Source organism: Pseudomonas sp. DCB_BI, assembly GCF_026240995.1.
Lineage (GTDB): Bacteria > Pseudomonadota > Gammaproteobacteria > Pseudomonadales > Pseudomonadaceae > Aquipseudomonas.
Genome location: NZ_JAPFCG010000012.1, coordinates 134,666 through 151,978 on the forward strand (window position 1 = coordinate 134,666; position 17,313 = coordinate 151,978).

Below are 17,313 nucleotides of genomic sequence, written 5' to 3' on the forward strand. Positions count from 1 at the left end.
GGAGCCACCGTTACTTGTAACGGTGGATGTTGGACAGCTGCTTGTTCGGCTGTGGGTTCTTGCGGTAGATCAGGGCTTTCTTGCCGATGGTCTGCACCAGCTCGGCACGGCCGGCCTTGCACAGCTCGGCAATGGTCTCTGCGCGTTCTTCGCGGTCTTCCGAACGGATTTCGACCTTGATCAGTTCGTGGTCGACCAGAGCACGCTCCAGCTCGGCGATGACGCCTTCATTCAAACCGTTGCCAGCAACGATCAGGACCGGCTTCAGGTCATGACCAATGGACTTGTATTGCTTCTTCTGCTCGTTATTGAGCGGCATAATCTGACCCTTTCCGTCTGATTCTGTAAAATTGACCGGCATTTTACCCGAGGGCCACCGGCTCCGCCCAGTCAATCACGACGCATATCATCGAGGTGCCCCGTGGTACAACGTTCCAAAAGCAGCGCAAACTGGCTGCGAGAGCATTTCAACGATCCTTTTGTAAAGCAGGCACAGAAGGATGGCTACCGCTCGCGAGCGAGCTACAAACTGCTGGAGATCCAGGAAAAAGACCGCCTGATCCGTCCCGGCATGAGCGTCATCGACCTCGGTGCGGCCCCGGGTGGCTGGTCGCAGGTGACCAGTCGTCTGATTGGTGGCCAGGGTCGGTTGATCGCTTCCGACATCCTGGAAATGGACTCGATCCCCGATGTGACCTTCATTCAGGGCGATTTCACCGATGATGCCGTGCTCCAGCAAATCCTGGAGGCGGTAGGGGATTCGCATGTAGACCTTGTGATTTCCGACATGGCCCCCAATATGAGTGGTACGCCCGAAGTGGACATGCCGCGCGCGATGTTCCTCTGCGAGCTGGCCCTGGATCTGGCAACCCGTGTACTGAAGCCTGGCGGTGATTTCCTGATCAAGATTTTCCAGGGCGAAGGTTTCGACATGTACCTGAAGGATGTGCGCACCAAATTCGACAAGGTGCAGATGCGCAAACCATCCTCTTCGCGGGATCGTTCGCGTGAGCAGTACCTGTTGGGCAAAGGTTTCAAAGGCGCTTGAAAGGCGTGAAGCGCGGCGGCTGATAGTTATTTCCAATTGGCCGCGGCGTCAGGATTGTCCGAACTTCGTGTAGTCTAGCTTTCACAAAGGGTTACAGACGGTGCCTGCGGCTGCGTAGGTAATGTAGTAAGTTAGGGCGATGAATATCATGCGAGGCACGGCTGCGTCGTGCGCCGGCCTCAGAGGGTAGCGAATTGAACGACATGGCAAAGAATCTGATCCTGTGGTTGATCATCGCAGCTGTCCTGGTGACAGTGATGAACAACTTCTCCAGCCCTAACGAGCCGCAGACCCTCAACTACTCCGACTTCATCCAGCAGGTCAAGGATGGCAAGGTCGAGCGTGTGACTGTCGACGGCTACATCATTACCGGCAAACGCGCCGACGGCGACAACTTCAAGACTGTGCGTCCGGCCATTACCGACAACGGCCTGATTGGCGACCTGGTCGACAACCATGTGGTTGTCGAAGGCAAACAGCCTGAGCAGCAGAGCATCTGGACCCAGTTGCTGGTAGCCAGCTTCCCGATCCTGGTGATCATTGCCGTGTTCATGTTCTTCATGCGCCAGATGCAGGGCGGTGCGGGCGGCAAGGGCGGGCCGATGAGTTTCGGCAAGAGCAAGGCGCGCCTGCTGTCGGAAGACCAGGTCAAGACGACCCTGGCTGACGTCGCAGGTTGCGATGAAGCCAAGGAAGAAGTCGGTGAGCTGGTCGAGTTCCTGCGCGACCCGGGCAAGTTCCAGCGCTTGGGTGGCCGTATTCCGCGTGGCGTGCTGATGGTTGGCCCGCCCGGTACCGGTAAGACCTTGCTGGCCAAGGCCATCGCCGGTGAGGCGAAGGTGCCGTTCTTCACCATCTCCGGTTCAGACTTCGTGGAAATGTTCGTCGGTGTCGGTGCCAGCCGCGTTCGCGACATGTTCGAACAGGCCAAGAAGCACGCCCCGTGCATCATCTTCATCGACGAGATCGACGCCGTTGGTCGCCACCGTGGCGCCGGCATGGGTGGCGGTCACGACGAGCGTGAGCAAACCCTCAACCAGTTGCTGGTGGAGATGGACGGCTTTGAAATGAACGATGGCATCATCGTCATCGCCGCAACCAACCGTCCGGACGTGCTCGACCCGGCACTGCTGCGTCCCGGCCGCTTCGACCGCCAGGTAGTGGTTGGCCTGCCGGATATCCGTGGTCGCGAACAGATCCTCAAGGTGCACATGCGCAAGGTGCCGATTGGCGAGAACGTCAACCCGGCCGTCATTGCCCGTGGTACCCCAGGCTTCTCCGGTGCCGACCTTGCCAACTTGGTCAACGAAGCATCGCTGTTTGCCGCGCGTTCCAACAAGCGCCTGGTCGAAATGAAAGAGTTCGAGCTGGCCAAGGACAAGATCATGATGGGCGCCGAGCGCAAGACCATGGTCATGTCCGAGAAGGAAAAGAAGAACACCGCTTACCACGAGGCTGGTCATGCCATTGTCGGTCGCCTGGTGCCTGAGCACGACCCGGTCTACAAGGTTTCGATCATCCCGCGTGGCCGTGCCCTGGGTGTGACCATGTTCCTGCCGGAAGAAGACCGCTATAGCCTGTCCAAGCGTGCGCTGATCAGTCAGATCTGCTCGCTGTACGGTGGCCGTATTGCCGAAGAGATGACGCTGGGCTTCGATGGCGTCACCACCGGTGCGTCGAATGACATCATGCGTGCCAGCCAGATCGCTCGTAACATGGTCACCAAATGGGGCCTGTCCGAGAAACTCGGCCCGCTGATGTACGCCGAAGAAGAGGGTGAAGTGTTCCTCGGCCGCAGTGCCGGCAGCCAGCACGCCAGTGTCTCCGGCGAAACTGCCAAGCTGATCGACTCCGAGGTCCGCAGCATCATTGATCAGTGCTACGCCACTGCCAAGCAGCTGTTGATCGAGAACCGCGACAAGCTTGAAGCGATGACCGAAGCGCTGATGAAGTATGAGACCATTGATGCCGATCAGATCGACGACATCATGGCTGGGCGTACGCCACGCGAACCGCGTGACTGGGACGATGACAAGGATTCGGGCACGCCTGCGGCCCAGAATGATCGCCCGGAATCGCCAATCGGCGGCCCAGCAGCTCAACACTAAGGGCATCTATGAGCTCAGTGCAGTACCCGACCCGGTTGCCTTGCGGCAACCGGGTTCTTGATTTGTCACGTACCCATGTCATGGGTATTCTCAATATCACCCCTGATTCCTTCTCCGATGGCGGGCGTTTCAGCCAGCGCGACGAGGCTCTGCGTCATGCCGAAGCCATGGTTGCCGCAGGCGCCACGCTGATCGACATTGGTGGCGAGTCCACCCGGCCGGGCGCGCGCGCGGTCTCGGTCATCGAGGAGCTGGAGCGGGTGGCGCCGATGGTCGAGGCCATCAATAGCCGCCTCGACGTGGTCATCTCTGTCGATACCTCCACGCCTGCCGTTATGCGTGAGTCGGCCCGTCTCGGTGCCGGGCTCATCAACGACGTGCGGGCCCTGGAGCGCGATGGTGCGCTGGATGCAGCGGCAGATACCGGTTTGCCCGTGTGCCTCATGCACATGCGTGGCGAGCCCGGTAACATGCAGGACGACCCGCATTACGAAGACGTGACTGCCGACGTTGCGCGATATCTTGAGCAGCGGATGGCCGCCTGTGCGGCCGCCGGCATCGACACGCACAAAATCATTCTTGACCCGGGCTTTGGTTTCGCCAAGACGCTGGCGCACAACCTGAGCCTGTTCAAGCACATGGAAGCGCTCTATCGCCTGGGGCGCCCGTTGTTGGTGGGCGTTTCACGAAAGAGCATGATCGGCCTGACGCTGGAACGTCCGGTCGGCGAGCGGTTGTACGGCAGCCTTGCGCTGGCGGCGTTGGCCATGACCAAGGGAGCCAGCATCCTTCGTGTCCATGACGTGGCCGAAACTGTCGATGTGGTGCGCATGATCGCTGCGGTGCAAAACGCCGAATAAGAACATTGGAGTCCCTATGAGCAGAAAATACTTTGGTACCGACGGCATTCGTGGCCGCGTCGGCGAATACCCGATCACGCCTGACTTCATGCTGAAGCTTGGCTGGGCGGCAGGCATGGCCTTCCGCAAGCAGGGGCACTGCCGTGTGCTGGTGGGCAAGGATACGCGTATCTCCGGCTACATGTTCGAGTCCGCACTCGAAGCCGGTCTGGCCGCGGCAGGTGCCGATGTCATGCTGCTGGGGCCAATGCCTACGCCGGCCATCGCCTACCTGACCCGCACCTTCCATGCCCAGGCGGGCATTGTCATCAGTGCCTCGCACAACCCGCACGAAGACAACGGCATCAAGTTCTTCTCGGGCCAGGGCACCAAGCTGCCGGATGAAGTCGAACTGATGATCGAAGAGCTGCTTGACCAGCCGATGACGGTTGTTGACTCGGGCAAGCTGGGCAAGGTTTCGCGCATCAACGATGCTGCCGGCCGCTACATCGAGTTCTGCAAGAGCAGCGTACCGACCAGCACCAGCTTCGACGGGCTCAAACTGGTGGTCGATTGCGCCCACGGTGCCACCTATAAGGTCGCGCCTAGCGTATTCCGCGAGCTGGGTGCCGACGTAACGGTGCTGCATGCCCAGCCGGACGGTCTGAACATCAACGAAGGTTGCGGTTCGACTCACATCGAATCGTTGCAGGCCGCCGTGCTGGTAGGCCATGCCGACCTCGGTATTGCCTTCGACGGTGATGGCGACCGCGTACTGATGGTCGATCACACCGGTGCCATTGTTGACGGTGACGAACTGCTGTTCATCATCGCGCGCGATCTGCACGAGCGTGGCAAGTTGCAGGGCGGGGTCGTGGGTACGCTCATGAGCAACCTGGGCCTGGAGCTGGCACTGAAGGACCTGGATATCCCGTTCGTGCGGGCCAAGGTCGGCGACCGGTACGTCATGGCCGAGCTGCTGGAGCGTGAATGGCTGGTGGGGGGTGAAAACTCCGGCCACGTCGTGTGCTGCAACCACACCACCACCGGTGACGCGATCATCGCTGCGCTGCAGGTGTTGATGGCGCTCAAGCGCCGTGGCGAAACCCTGGCTCAGGCCCGTCAGGCCCTGCGCAAGTGCCCGCAGGTGCTGATCAATGTGCGCTTCGGTGCCAGCAAGGTCGACCCGCTGGAGCACGCGGCCGTCAAGGAGGCCAGTGCCAAGGTTACCGAAGCACTGGCCGGTCGTGGCCGCGTGCTGTTGCGCAAGTCGGGCACCGAGCCCCTGGTGCGGGTGATGGTCGAGGGCGAGGACGAAAGCCAGGTGCGTGGTCATGCGGAAGCATTGGCCAAGCTGGTCGGCGAAGTTTGTGTCTGAAGGCGCTTGCCAGCGCAGATCTGGTTGGGTAAGATCTGCGCCCACTTTGACCGACGAGGTAAAGCATGCGTCGCCCTATGGTAGCTGGTAACTGGAAGATGCACGGTACCCGCGCTAGCGTCGCTGAGCTGACCGAAGGCTTGAGCAATCTTGCCTTGCCGAGCGGAGTGGAAGTCGCGGTATTTCCACCGGCCCTGTTCATCAATCAAGTGATCGATGGCCTGGCAGGTAAAGAAATTACTGTCGGCGCACAGAATTCTGCTGTACAACCCGAACAGGGTGCGCTGACTGGAGAAGTTTCTCCTGAGCAGCTGGTTGAAGCAGGTTGCAAGTTGGTGTTGATTGGCCATTCGGAGCGTCGTCAGATCATTGGCGAAACCGATGAAGTGCTGAATCGCAAGTTTGCAGCGGCCCAGGCCAAAGGTTTGAAGCCAGTGCTTTGTATCGGGGAAACCCTTGAAGAGCGCGAGGCTGGCAAGACGCTCGAAGTTGTCGGGCGTCAACTAAGCAGTATCATCGAAGCATTCGGTGTTAAGGCTTTTGCCAATGCAGTAATTGCCTATGAGCCTGTATGGGCCATCGGCACCGGCCTTACGGCCACGCCACAGCAGGCTCAGGATGTGCATGCCGCCATCCGAAGCCAGCTGGCGGCAGAAGATGCTGAAGTAGCTGCGAAGGTGCAGTTGCTCTACGGCGGCAGCGTGAAGGCGGCCAATGCGGCCGAACTGTTCGGCATGCCGGATATCGATGGGGGTCTCATTGGTGGGGCTTCCCTGAACGCAGACGAATTCGGTGCAATTTGTCGCGCCGCAGGAAACTGAACAAATGCTGGAAACAGTCATCGTTGTTTTTCATCTGTTGGCAGCGCTGTCGCTTGTAGTGCTGGTTCTGTTGCAACAGGGTAAAGGTGCGGAAGCAGGTGCATCTTTCGGCGCGGGTGCCTCTAATACCGTGTTCGGGAGCCAAGGCTCTGCAACGTTTCTAAGTAAATTAACTGCAATACTCGCTGCCACTTTCTTTTTGACAGCACTTGGGTTAGGATACTTCGCGAAGCAACAAGCTCACCAGCTTAGCCAAGCAGGTCTTCCGGATCCAGCAGTGCTAGAAGTGAAAGAGCCGCAAAAACCGGCAGTTAATGATGATGTACCGGTGCTCCAGCAGCAGAAGAGTGAAACCACCAATACCACTGGTGACGTACCTCCTCCAGCGCAAGAGCAGAAGTAACGGGTTTCAAGTAGTAATATTGCCGAGGTGGTGGAATTGGTAGACACGCAACCTTGAGGTGGTTGTGCCCATAGGGTGTAGGGGTTCGAGTCCCCTTCTCGGTACCAATTGAAGCTTGAGAGCCCGCTTTAGCGGGCTTTCTTGCAGGTGAAGGTTTGGATTTGACCCTCAACAGGGTTCGGTCTTATACTTTCGCCCCAGCTTTGTCGCGGGGTGGAGCAGCTTGGTAGCTCGTCGGGCTCATAACCCGAAGGTCGTTGGTTCAAATCCAGCCCCCGCAACCAGCTTCAGCGGAGCCCCTTTTCAGGGGCTTTTTGCTAACCGAACAGTTTTCGGCGTCGTTGTCCAACGGCGCTTTCAGGGATGGGCGCTTTGCCCATTTTTTATTTGCACAGCATGCACGAGGGGGTTCAGGTGTCGAGCAAGCTAGAACAGTTGCAGGCCTTGTTGGCCCCGGTTGTCGAGGGTCTGGGCTATCAGTGCTGGGGGATCGAGTTCGTTTCCCAGGGTAAGCATTCGGTACTGCGCATCTACATCGACAAGGAAGACGGCATTCTGGTGGATGACTGCGAAGCGGTCAGCCGTCAGGCCAGCGCCATTCTCGATGTGGAAGATCCAATCAGCAGTGAGTACACCCTCGAGGTGTCTTCTCCAGGCATGGATCGCCCACTGTTCACTCTGGAACAGTTTGCCTCGCATGCCGGCGAACAAGTGAAGATCAAGCTGCGCTCACCCTTCGAGGGTCGTCGTAACTTCCAGGGCCTTCTCCGCGGTGTGGAGGAGCAGGATGTGGTGGTCCAGGTGGACAACCAGGAGTTCCTGTTGCCGATCGACTCGATCGACAAGGCCAATATTATTCCCAGTTTTGACTGAGACGTGCCGGGCCCGGCGGACTATCCGGGCCCAATGGCTTGCGCAAGGCGAGGCGTACGATGAGCAAAGAAGTACTGCTGGTTGTTGAATCGGTATCCAACGAAAAAGGTGTACCGCCCGGCGTCATTTTCGAAGCGCTGGAAGTGGCCCTGGCCACTGCAACCAAAAAACGTTTTGAAGACGAAGTCGATCTGCGTGTGGAAATCAACCGCCACACCGGTAGCTACGAGACCTTCCGTCGCTGGACCGTGGTCGATGAAGCGGATCTTGATGATCCGGCGATCGAGACCTGGCTGGACAAGATCAAGGACACCCACCCTGAAGCCAAGGTTGGTGACGTGATCGAGGAGAAGATCGAGTCCATCGAGTTCGGTCGTATCGCCGCCCAGACCGCCAAGCAGGTCATCGTGCAGAAGGTCCGTGAGGCCGAGCGCGCCCAGGTAGTCGATGCTTACCGCGAGCGCGTTGGCGAGATCATTTCTGGTACCGTGAAAAAGGTTACCCGCGACAACGTCATCGTTGACCTGGGCAACAACGCCGAGGCCTTGCTGGCCCGCGAAGACATCATTCCGCGCGAAACCTTCCGTGTCGGCGTGCGCCTGCGTGCGCTGCTCAAGGAAATTCGCACTGAAAACCGTGGCCCTCAGCTGATCCTGTCGCGCACCGCGCCGCAGATGCTGATCGAGCTTTTCCGCATTGAAGTGCCGGAAATTGCCGAAGGGCTGATCGAAGTCATGGCTGCTTCCCGTGATCCGGGTTCGCGAGCCAAGATCGCCGTCCGCTCCAAGGACAAGCGTATCGACCCGCAAGGCGCCTGCATCGGCATGCGTGGTTCGCGCGTCCAGGCCGTATCCGGGGAGCTGGGTGGTGAGCGTGTGGATATCGTCCTGTGGGACGATAACCCGGCGCAGTTTGTCATCAACGCCATGTCGCCGGCTGAAGTCGCGGCGATCATCGTTGATGAAGATGCCCATGCCATGGACATCGCCGTCGCCGAGGACAACCTGGCCCAGGCCATTGGCCGTGGCGGTCAGAACGTTCGTCTTGCCAGTCAACTGACCGGTTGGACCCTGAACGTGATGACCGAGAAGGACATCCAGGCCAAGCAACAGGCCGAAACCGGTGACATCCTGCGCAATTTCATCGATGAACTGGAAGTCGACGAGGAGCTGGCCCAAGTGCTGGTCGACGAAGGCTTTACCAGCCTCGAAGAAATTGCCTACGTACCGTTGGAAGAAATGCTCAACATCGATGGCTTTGACGAAGATATCGTCAATGAGCTCCGCGCTCGAGCCAAGGACCGTTTGTTGACCAAGGCCATCGCTACCGAAGAAAAACTGGCAGACGCCCACCCGGCCGAAGACCTGCTCTCCCTTGAGGGCATGGACAAGGACCTGGCGGCTGAACTGGCGGTGCGCGGCGTGGTTAACCGCGAAGACCTGGCCGAGCAGTCGATCGACGATCTGCTCGACATCGACGGCATCGACGAAGAGCGTGCCGGCAAGTTGATCATGGCCGCCCGAGCCCACTGGTTCGAGTAATTAGGCGCGGCCTGAGGAGAGAAGTGCATGACGCAAGTCACGGTGAAAGAACTGGCCCAAGAGGTCGAGGCACCGGTAGAGCGCCTGCTGCAGCAGATGCGTGAGGCAGGTCTGCCGCACACCGACGCCGGTCAGGTAGTGACCGACAATGAGAAGCAGACCCTGCTGACTCATTTGAAAAGCAGCCACAAGAGCAAGGCGGAAGAGCCGCGCAAGATTACCTTGCAGCGCAAAACCACCAGCACCCTGCGTGTCGCCGGTAGCAAGAGCATTAGCGTAGAAGTACGCAAGAAGAAAGTTTTCGTGCAGCGTAGCCCGGAAGAAATCCAGGCTGAGCAGAAGCGTGAGCTGGATGAGCGCCGTGCGGCTGAAAATGCCGCTCGCGACAAGGTCGAGGCCGAAGTTCGCCAGCGCAACGAAGAGCAGGCTCGCCGTCACGCCGCCGACACCGCTGCAGCCGCCCCAGCGCCTGCCGCCAAGCCAGAGCCGGCTCCTGCCGCTGCCCCGGCCCCGGTTGTCGCCGACGCCCCGGCTTCCGAAGACGCCGCAGCTCGCGCTGCCGAGCGCAAGAAAGACGAGACCCGTCGCAACGAAAGCCGTACCCGTGATGACGACCGTCGTCGTGGCGAGGCGCCTCGTGTGTCGATCAAGGTCAAGGTCAAGGAGAAGGAAAAGGCGCCGACTCCACGTGCCGCTCCGCGTACCACCGACGAAGAGAGCGATGGCGCTCGTCGTGGTCGTGGTGGCAAGAGCAAGCTGAAGAAGCGTAACCAGCATGGCTTCCAGAACCCGACTGGCCCCGTCATCCGTGACGTGACCATCGGCGAGACCATCACCGTCTCGGAACTGGCCCAACAGATGTCGGTCAAGGCCGCAGAAGTGGTCAAGTTCATGTTCAAGATGGGCACTCCGGTCACCATCAACCAGGTGCTCGACCAGGAAACTGCCCAGCTGATCGCCGAAGAACTGGGCCACAAGGTCACCCTGGTCAGCGACACTGCCCTGGAAGACTCCCTGGCCGAATCGCTGAAGTTCGAAGGCCAGGCCGAGTCGCGTGCGCCGGTGGTTACCGTCATGGGTCACGTTGACCATGGCAAGACCTCGCTGCTCGACTACATCCGTCGTGCCAAGGTTGCCGCTGGCGAAGCCGGTGGTATTACCCAGCACATCGGTGCCTACCACGTGGAAACCGACCGCGGTATGGTCACCTTCCTCGACACCCCGGGCCACGCTGCTTTCACCCAGATGCGTGCCCGTGGTGCCAAGGCGACCGACATCGTCATCCTGGTGGTGGCGGCGGACGACGGCGTGATGCCGCAAACCCGCGAAGCCGTTCAGCATGCCAAGGCAGCTGGCGTCCCGCTGGTTGTTGCAGTGAACAAGATCGACAAGCCAGGTGCTGACCTCGATCGTATCCGTAACGAGCTGGCTGTCGAAGGCGTTACCTCTGAGGACTGGGGTGGTGACACGCCGTTCGTCAAGGTTTCGGCCAAGATGGGTACCGGTGTCGACGAGCTGCTCGAAGCCGTCTTGCTGCAGGCCGAGATCCTCGAATTGACCGCTACCCCGACTGCTCCAGGGCGTGGTGTGGTTGTCGAATCGCGCCTGGACAAGGGCCGCGGTCCGGTAGCGACCATCCTGGTTCAGGACGGTACCCTGCGTCAGGGCGACATGGTCCTGTGCGGCTCCAACTATGGCCGCGTACGTGCCATGCTCGACGAGAACGGCAAGCCTGTGAAGGAAGCTGGCCCGTCGATCCCGGTCGAGATCCTTGGCCTGGACGGTACCCCGGAAGCCGGTGACGAGCTGTCGGTGGTGGCTGACGAGAAGAAAGCCCGTGAAGTTGCCCTGTTCCGTCAAGGCAAGTACCGCGAGGTCAAGCTGGCCCGTGCTCACGCCGGCAAGCTGGAAAACATCTTCGAGACCATGGGTCAGGAAGAGAAGAAAACCCTCAACATCGTTCTCAAGACCGATGTGCGTGGTTCTCTGGAAGCGCTGCAGGGCTCGCTCGGCGGCCTGGGCAACGACGAAGTGCAGGTGCGCGTGATTGGTGGTGGCGTCGGTGGTATCACCGAGAGCGACGCCAACCTGGCACTGGCTTCGAATGCAGTACTGTTCGGCTTCAACGTGCGTGCCGATGCCGGCGCGCGCAAGATCGTCGAGCAGGAAGGTCTGGATATGCGTTACTACAACGTAATCTACGACATCATCGAAGACGTCAAGAAGGCCCTGACCGGTATGCTCGGCAGCGATGTTCGCGAGAACATCCTGGGTGTCGCCGAAGTGCGTGACGTGTTCCGTTCGCCGAAGTTCGGCGCCATCGCTGGCTGTATGGTCATCGAGGGTACCGTGTACCGCAACCGTCCGATCCGCGTACTGCGCGACGACGTGGTGATCTTCGAAGGCGAGCTGGAATCGCTGCGTCGCTTCAAGGACGACGCTTCCGAAGTTCGTTCGGGCATGGAGTGCGGTATTGGCGTCAAGAGCTACAACGACGTCAAGGTCGGCGACAAGATCGAAGTCTTCGAGAAAGTCCAGGTGGCTCGTACCCTTTAAGGGCGAGCGAACCGCAAGCGCGCGCTACAGGGCGGCTTGCGGTACCTCTTCAGGTAGCGCCCGGTCAGGCTCAGGTCTGTCCGGGCGTTTGCCGCTTTAAGTTACAGGTAGCAAGAATGGCAAAAGAATATAGCCGTACCCAACGTATTGGCGATCAGATGCAGCGCGAGCTGGCCGAGCTGATCCGTCGCGAAGTCAAGGACCCGCGTGTCGGCCTGGTGACCATCACCGCCGTGGACGTCAGCCGTGACTTGGGCCATGCCAAGGTGTTCATCACCGTCATGGGCGAGGAAACCCCGGACGCCGTGCAGCAGTCGCTGAAGGCACTGAACAGCGCTGCCAGCTTCCTGCGTTTGCACCTGGGGCGCTCGATGCAACTGCGCAGCGTGCCGCAACTGCACTTCCACTTCGATGAAAGCGTCAGCCGCGGTGTGCACCTGTCGGCGCTGATCGAGCGTGCAGTGGCCGAAGACCGCCTGCACAAGGAAGCCGACGAGCCGGACACCAAGGAGTAAGCGGTGGCCCAGGTCAAACGTATCCGCCGCAACGTCAGCGGCATCATCCTGCTCGACAAGCCGCTGGGCTTCACCTCGAATGCCGCCCTGCAGAAAGTGCGCTGGCTGCTCAACGCGGAAAAGGCCGGCCACACCGGTAGCCTCGACCCGCTGGCAACCGGCGTGCTGCCACTGTGCTTTGGCGAAGCGACCAAGTTTTCGCAGTACCTGCTCGATTCCGACAAGGGCTACGAAACCGTCATGCAGATGGGGCAGACTACCAACACCGGCGACGCCGAAGGTGAGGTTCTGCAGACCCGCGAAGTGACCGTTGGTCGCGCCGACATCGAGGCGTTGCTGCCACGTTTTCGCGGCCCGATCAGCCAGATACCGCCGATGTACTCGGCGCTCAAGCGTGACGGCCAGCCGCTGTACAAGTTGGCACGTGCAGGAGAGGTAGTGGAGCGCGAGGCGCGTTCTGTTACTATTGGCCGGCTGGAGTTGCTCGAGTGCGAAGGCACCCGTGCACGGCTGAGCGTAGGCTGCAGCAAAGGCACCTATATCCGTACCCTGGTGGAGGATATTGGCGAGGCCCTTGGTTGCGGCGCCTATGTCGCCGAGCTGCGCAGGACCCAGGCCGGGCCCTTTGCGCTGGCCCAGACGGTTACTCTCGAGGAACTCGAACAGGCCCACGCCGAAGGCGGCAACGAAGCGCTCGATCGCTTTCTGATGCCCTCGGACAGCGGTCTGCAGGACTGGCCAATGGTCAGCCTGTCCGAACACAGTGCGTTCTACTGGCTGCATGGTCAGGCAGTGCGCGCGCCGGACGCGCCACAATTTGGCATGGTTCGGGTACAAGATCATAATGCGCGCTTCATCGGTATCGGTGAAGTGAGCGAAGACGGGCGCATTGCGCCGCGTCGGCTGATTCGGTCGGAATGACCGAAACCGGGGGGTAAGGCAGTTGCCGAGCCCCACGGCATCAAGGGTGGCTGTCAGTAGGCACGGTCACACCTTTTTTATTAATACAGGGATTAGTCCCTGGCCTATTGGACCCCGCATGCGGGATCCGTTATCAGGAGAAGCCAAATGGCCCTCAGCGTTGAAGAAAAAGCTCAGATCGTTGCCGAATATCAGCAAGCCGCCGGTGATACCGGTAGCCCGGAAGTGCAGGTTGCTCTGCTGACCGCCAACATCAACAAGCTGCAAGGCCACTTCAAGGCCAACGATAAAGACCACCACTCCCGTCGTGGCCTGATTCGTATGGTCAACCAGCGTCGTAAGCTGCTGGACTACCTGAAGGGCAAAGACACCACTCGTTACAGCGCCCTGATCGGTCGCCTGGGCCTGCGTCGCTAATAGCGGCCTGGTCAGTGGTGTGCATGGCGTGTCGCAGGCTTCGGCTATGCTGTTTCGCAGCATTGTCGTCGGGCACGTCACGCGTATCTCCGAGGTTGGCAGCCTGGTTGAGCTGAGCGGTTTACCGCACAGCTGCCAGGCTCCCAACCTCGTGTTGTATCTGGACGGTCAATGGGGCCGATTCCCCGTTCTGCCCAAGAATTCGCAAGAAACCAGTTCCCCCAAGAGCCACTGAAAAAGGTAGGAAACCGTGAACCCGGTAATCAAGACTTTCCAGTTCGGTCAATCGACCGTTACTCTCGAAACGGGCCGTATTGCCCGTCAGGCAACCGGCGCCGTGCTGGTTACCGTCGACAACGACGTCACCGTGCTGGTGACCGTGGTAGGCGCCAAGCAGGCTGATCCAGGCAAGGGTTTCTTCCCGCTGTCGGTTCACTACCAGGAAAAGACCTACGCCGCTGGCAAGATCCCAGGTGGCTTCTTCAAGCGTGAAGGCCGTCCTTCCGAGAAAGAGACGCTGACCTCGCGCCTGATCGACCGTCCGATCCGTCCGCTGTTCCCGGAAGGCTTCATGAACGAAGTGCAGGTCGTCTGCACCGTGGTTTCCACCAGCAAGAAGACCGACCCGGACATCGCTGCGATGATCGGTACCTCGGCTGCCCTGGCCATCTCCGGCATTCCGTTCGAAGGCCCGATCGGCGCCGCTCGCGTTGCCTTCCACGAAAGCACCGGCTACCTGCTGAACCCGACCTACGAGCAACTGGCTGCCTCGAGCCTGGACATGGTCGTAGCCGGTACCTCTGACGCCGTGCTGATGGTTGAATCGGAAGCCCAAGAGCTGACCGAAGACCAGATGCTGGGCGCAGTGCTGTTCGCCCACGACGAATTCCAGGCTGTTATCCAGGCTGTCAAAGAGCTGGCTGCCGAAGCTGGCAAGCCGACCTGGGACTGGAAACCTGCCGTTGCCAACACCGAGCTGTTCAATGCCATCCGCGCCGAGTTCGGCGAAGCGGTTTCGCAGGGTTACACCATCACTGTCAAGGCCGATCGCTATGCGCGCCTGGGCGAGCTGCGCGACCAGGCGGTTGCCAAGTTCTCCGGTGAAGAAGGTCAGCCTTCGGCTGGTGAAGTAAAAGACATCTTCGGCGAAATCGAATACCGCACCGTTCGCGAAAACATCGTCAACGGCAAGCCTCGGATCGACGGTCGCGACACCAAGACCGTGCGCCCGCTGAACATCGAAGTCGGCGTGCTGCCGAAAACCCACGGTTCGGCACTGTTCACCCGTGGCGAAACCCAGGCCCTGGTCGTAGCGACCCTGGGCACTGCCCGTGACGCCCAGCTGCTGGACACCCTCGAAGGCGAGAAAAAAGACCCCTTCATGCTGCACTACAACTTCCCACCGTTCTCGGTAGGTGAGTGTGGCCGCATGGGCGGTGCTGGTCGTCGCGAAATCGGCCACGGCCGTCTGGCCCGCCGTTCGGTCCAGGCCATGCTGCCTGCTGCCGACGTGTTCCCGTACACCATTCGTGTGGTTTCGGAAATCACCGAATCCAACGGTTCCAGCTCCATGGCTTCGGTCTGCGGTGCTTCCCTGGCCCTGATGGACGCCGGTGTACCGATGAAGGCGCCAGTGGCCGGTATCGCCATGGGCCTGGTCAAGGAAGGCGACAAGTTCGCGGTCCTGACCGACATCCTGGGTGACGAAGACCACCTGGGCGACATGGACTTCAAGGTAGCCGGTACCGCCAAAGGTGTCACCGCGCTGCAGATGGACATCAAGATCAACGGCATCACCGAAGAGATCATGGAAATCGCCCTGGGCCAGGCCCTGGAAGCGCGCCTGAACATCCTCGGCCAGATGAACCAGATCATTGGCCAGTCGCGTACCGAACTGTCGGCCAACGCCCCGACCATGATCGCGATGAAGATCGACACCGACAAAATCCGTGACGTCATCGGTAAAGGCGGCGCCACCATTCGCGCCATTTGCGAAGAGACCAAGGCTTCGATCGACATCGAAGACGATGGCTCGATCAAGATCTTCGGCGAAACCAAGGAAGCGGCAGAAGCTGCCAAGCAGCGCATCCTGGGCATCACCGCCGAGGCCGAGATCGGCAAGATCTACGTCGGCAAGGTTGAGCGCATCGTTGACTTCGGTGCCTTCGTCAACATCCTGCCTGGTAAGGACGGCCTGGTGCACATCTCCATGCTGAGCGATGCTCGCGTCGAGAAAGTCACCGACATCCTGAAAGAAGGCCAGGAGGTCGAAGTACTGGTACTGGACGTGGACAACCGCGGCCGTATCAAGCTGTCGATCAAGGACGTTGCCGCGGCCAAGGCCTCGGGCGTCTAAGCGACTGCGACGCTACAGGAAAGGGCCCTTCGGGGCCCTTTTTTAATGCCTTGCGGGAACCTTTTGCGGACTTGCATCTTGCATGCAGGTTTACCGTGCAGATTGCAAATTGCACGACCCCTGCAGTGCTGGCTGTTTGCTAACTTGTTGATTTATAAGGGCTTAAGCGAAGCGGTAAAAGTGGCACAGCGCGTGCAACTACCTTCATACCTGACGCCAGGACCTTCGGCGCAGACCTTTCGAAAAACAGGAGTGACCCACATGAAGAAGTTCGCCATTGCTGCCGCTACTGCTACCGCTCTGACCCTGACCATGGCTAACGCGGCATTTGCCCAGCAGTCCACCCAGGCCCCAATGACGCTGGCGGCCGGTGAGGTGACCAAAGCCAAGGAAGCAACCTCCGATACCTGGATCACCACCAAGGTAAAGGCTGACCTGATGACCGAGAAAGGGGTGCCTGGCAGCGACATCAAGGTTGAAACCAACAAAGGCGTTGTGTCGCTGTCGTCTGACGTGGCTGTGACCGATGCGCAGAAAGAGATGGCTGTTGCCATCGCCAAAAAGATCAAAGGCGTACAGGCCGTGTCGGCTGATGGCCTGAAGTCCGAATAAGGATTGTCCCGTCGGCCAAAAGGATTTGGCCACCGTTTCACCAGCCCCGGCCTATGCCGGGGCTTTTCGTTATGACTAGTACATTGGGTTGCGCGCAATCACATCGCTTTCGAAGCACTCCTGCTCGATGATCAGTGGTTCCACCAGAGGCCTGCTGTCGCGAAAGTGCGCGGTCTGGGTATGGGCGTCATACGCAGCTTCATCACGGTAGATCTCGTAGAGGTAGATCACATGCGGGTCGACCCTGTCCTGTGACACATCGAACACCAGACAGCCAGGTTCGGTGGCAACGGAGGCTGCGGCATTGGCCTTGATGGCGGTCAGGAAAGCTTCAGCGGACCCGAGTTTGACTCGGGTTCTGATGAACAGACTGTACACAAATCTCTCCTTTTGTTTTAAATTCAAATGTGAATTGTATACAAAAATGGAGCCGCGCCAATGTCTGAATTACCCGCCCGCCCTGGCCGCCTGAACGGCCTGCGCCATATCGCCCTGCTGGTGCCCAACCTTGAGGAATGTGAGCGTTTCTACGTCGATGTGCTGGGCATGGAAGTGCTGAGTCGCGCCAATGAGGACCTGGTGTACCTCACCTGTGGTAACGACAACCTGTCATTGGGGCGTGGGGCAGGGGCGGCCAACGGGTTGCAGACCCTGGATCACTACGGCTTCATTGTCGACAGCGTGGAGGAACTGGAGGCCTGGTATGCCTACTTCAAGGCCCGTGGCGTGACCTTGCTCGACCGGCCGTTCAACCATGGTGACGGCGCACGTAGCTTCCACCTGCTGGACCCGGCCGGGAACAAGGTGCAGCCGTTGTACCACCCGGCGGTGTCGGGGCAGCGTTTGGTTTGAAGCCGAGCTGGCCTCTTCGCGGGTAAACCCGCTCCCAGAGATCGCAGTACCTGTGGGAGCGGGTTTACCCGCG

The 17,313-nt window shown here is 59.7% G+C and carries 17 protein-coding genes and 2 tRNA genes; 17 read left to right on the forward strand and 2 right to left on the reverse strand.

What is annotated here, in order from left to right:
- Positions 1-10 precede the first annotated feature (10 nt).
- A complete protein-coding gene (yhbY, locus tag OO258_RS14975) occupies positions 11-319 on the reverse strand; it encodes a ribosome assembly RNA-binding protein YhbY (protein WP_003249945.1) in 309 nt (102 codons plus the stop codon).
- A 102-nt stretch (positions 320-421) separates the two neighbouring features.
- Between yhbY and rlmE the strand changes: the two genes are divergently transcribed.
- The 16 genes from rlmE (at position 422) to OO258_RS15055 (ending at position 16,388) form a co-directional block, all read left to right on the forward strand.
- Positions 422-1,048 (forward strand): 23S rRNA (uridine(2552)-2'-O)-methyltransferase RlmE, encoded by a 627-nt coding sequence (gene rlmE, locus OO258_RS14980; RefSeq protein WP_110746153.1) that lies wholly within the window; start codon positions 422-424, stop codon positions 1,046-1,048.
- Positions 1,049-1,251: 203 nt separating this feature from the next.
- The gene (gene ftsH / locus OO258_RS14985) at positions 1,252-3,156 is read left to right on the forward strand and encodes an ATP-dependent zinc metalloprotease FtsH (RefSeq protein ID WP_110746155.1); all 1,905 of its coding nucleotides are present in this window, start codon (positions 1,252-1,254) and stop codon (positions 3,154-3,156) included.
- Positions 3,157-3,164: 8 nt separating this feature from the next.
- Positions 3,165-4,016, forward strand: a complete 852-nt coding sequence (gene folP / locus OO258_RS14990) for a dihydropteroate synthase (protein WP_266031262.1) — start codon at positions 3,165-3,167, stop codon at positions 4,014-4,016.
- 16 nt (positions 4,017-4,032) lie between these two features.
- Positions 4,033-5,373, forward strand: a complete 1,341-nt coding sequence (glmM, locus tag OO258_RS14995) for a phosphoglucosamine mutase (RefSeq protein ID WP_266031264.1) — start codon at positions 4,033-4,035, stop codon at positions 5,371-5,373.
- Positions 5,374-5,438: 65 nt separating this feature from the next.
- Positions 5,439-6,194, forward strand: coding sequence for a triose-phosphate isomerase (tpiA, locus tag OO258_RS15000; protein WP_266031266.1), 756 nt, complete (start codon positions 5,439-5,441; stop codon positions 6,192-6,194).
- Positions 6,195-6,198: 4 nt separating this feature from the next.
- Positions 6,199-6,597 (forward strand): preprotein translocase subunit SecG, encoded by a 399-nt coding sequence (gene secG, locus OO258_RS15005; RefSeq protein WP_110746164.1) that lies wholly within the window; start codon positions 6,199-6,201, stop codon positions 6,595-6,597.
- Between the two features lie 21 nt (positions 6,598-6,618).
- Positions 6,619-6,704, forward strand: a tRNA-Leu gene (locus tag OO258_RS15010).
- Positions 6,705-6,804: 100 nt separating this feature from the next.
- Positions 6,805-6,881 (forward strand) — tRNA-Met (locus tag OO258_RS15015).
- A 130-nt stretch (positions 6,882-7,011) separates the two neighbouring features.
- A complete protein-coding gene (gene rimP, locus OO258_RS15020; RefSeq protein ID WP_060509592.1) occupies positions 7,012-7,470 on the forward strand; it encodes a ribosome maturation factor RimP in 459 nt (152 codons plus the stop codon).
- A gap of 59 nt (positions 7,471-7,529) precedes the next feature.
- Positions 7,530-9,011 carry a transcription termination factor NusA gene (gene nusA, locus OO258_RS15025; RefSeq protein WP_009685349.1) on the forward strand — a complete coding sequence of 494 codons (1,482 nt, stop codon included), beginning with the start codon at positions 7,530-7,532 and terminating at the stop codon, positions 9,009-9,011.
- A 27-nt stretch (positions 9,012-9,038) separates the two neighbouring features.
- Entirely contained in the window at positions 9,039-11,567 is a 2,529-nt protein-coding gene (gene infB, locus OO258_RS15030) for a translation initiation factor IF-2 (RefSeq protein ID WP_266031269.1), read from the forward strand.
- A 116-nt stretch (positions 11,568-11,683) separates the two neighbouring features.
- Positions 11,684-12,082, forward strand: coding sequence for a 30S ribosome-binding factor RbfA (gene rbfA / locus OO258_RS15035; protein WP_051101213.1), 399 nt, complete (start codon positions 11,684-11,686; stop codon positions 12,080-12,082).
- 3 nt (positions 12,083-12,085) lie between these two features.
- Positions 12,086-13,003 (forward strand): tRNA pseudouridine(55) synthase TruB, encoded by a 918-nt coding sequence (gene truB / locus OO258_RS15040; RefSeq protein ID WP_110746168.1) that lies wholly within the window; start codon positions 12,086-12,088, stop codon positions 13,001-13,003.
- 147 nt (positions 13,004-13,150) lie between these two features.
- Positions 13,151-13,420 (forward strand): 30S ribosomal protein S15, encoded by a 270-nt coding sequence (gene rpsO, locus OO258_RS15045; protein WP_003249971.1) that lies wholly within the window; start codon positions 13,151-13,153, stop codon positions 13,418-13,420.
- Positions 13,421-13,670: 250 nt separating this feature from the next.
- Complete coding sequence (gene pnp / locus OO258_RS15050; protein WP_110746170.1) at positions 13,671-15,776, forward strand: polyribonucleotide nucleotidyltransferase; 2,106 nt, start codon at positions 13,671-13,673, stop codon at positions 15,774-15,776.
- Between the two features lie 261 nt (positions 15,777-16,037).
- A complete protein-coding gene (locus OO258_RS15055; protein ID WP_012274238.1) occupies positions 16,038-16,388 on the forward strand; it encodes a BON domain-containing protein in 351 nt (116 codons plus the stop codon).
- A gap of 75 nt (positions 16,389-16,463) precedes the next feature.
- Here OO258_RS15055 and OO258_RS15060 read toward each other — a convergent pair whose 3' ends face one another.
- A complete protein-coding gene (locus tag OO258_RS15060) occupies positions 16,464-16,766 on the reverse strand; it encodes a putative quinol monooxygenase (protein WP_266031274.1) in 303 nt (100 codons plus the stop codon).
- 60 nt (positions 16,767-16,826) lie between these two features.
- Here OO258_RS15060 and OO258_RS15065 point away from each other — a divergent pair, with 60 nt between their 5' ends.
- Positions 16,827-17,240, forward strand: a complete 414-nt coding sequence (locus OO258_RS15065; RefSeq protein WP_266031276.1) for a VOC family protein — start codon at positions 16,827-16,829, stop codon at positions 17,238-17,240.
- The last annotated feature ends 73 nt before the right edge of the window (positions 17,241-17,313 follow it).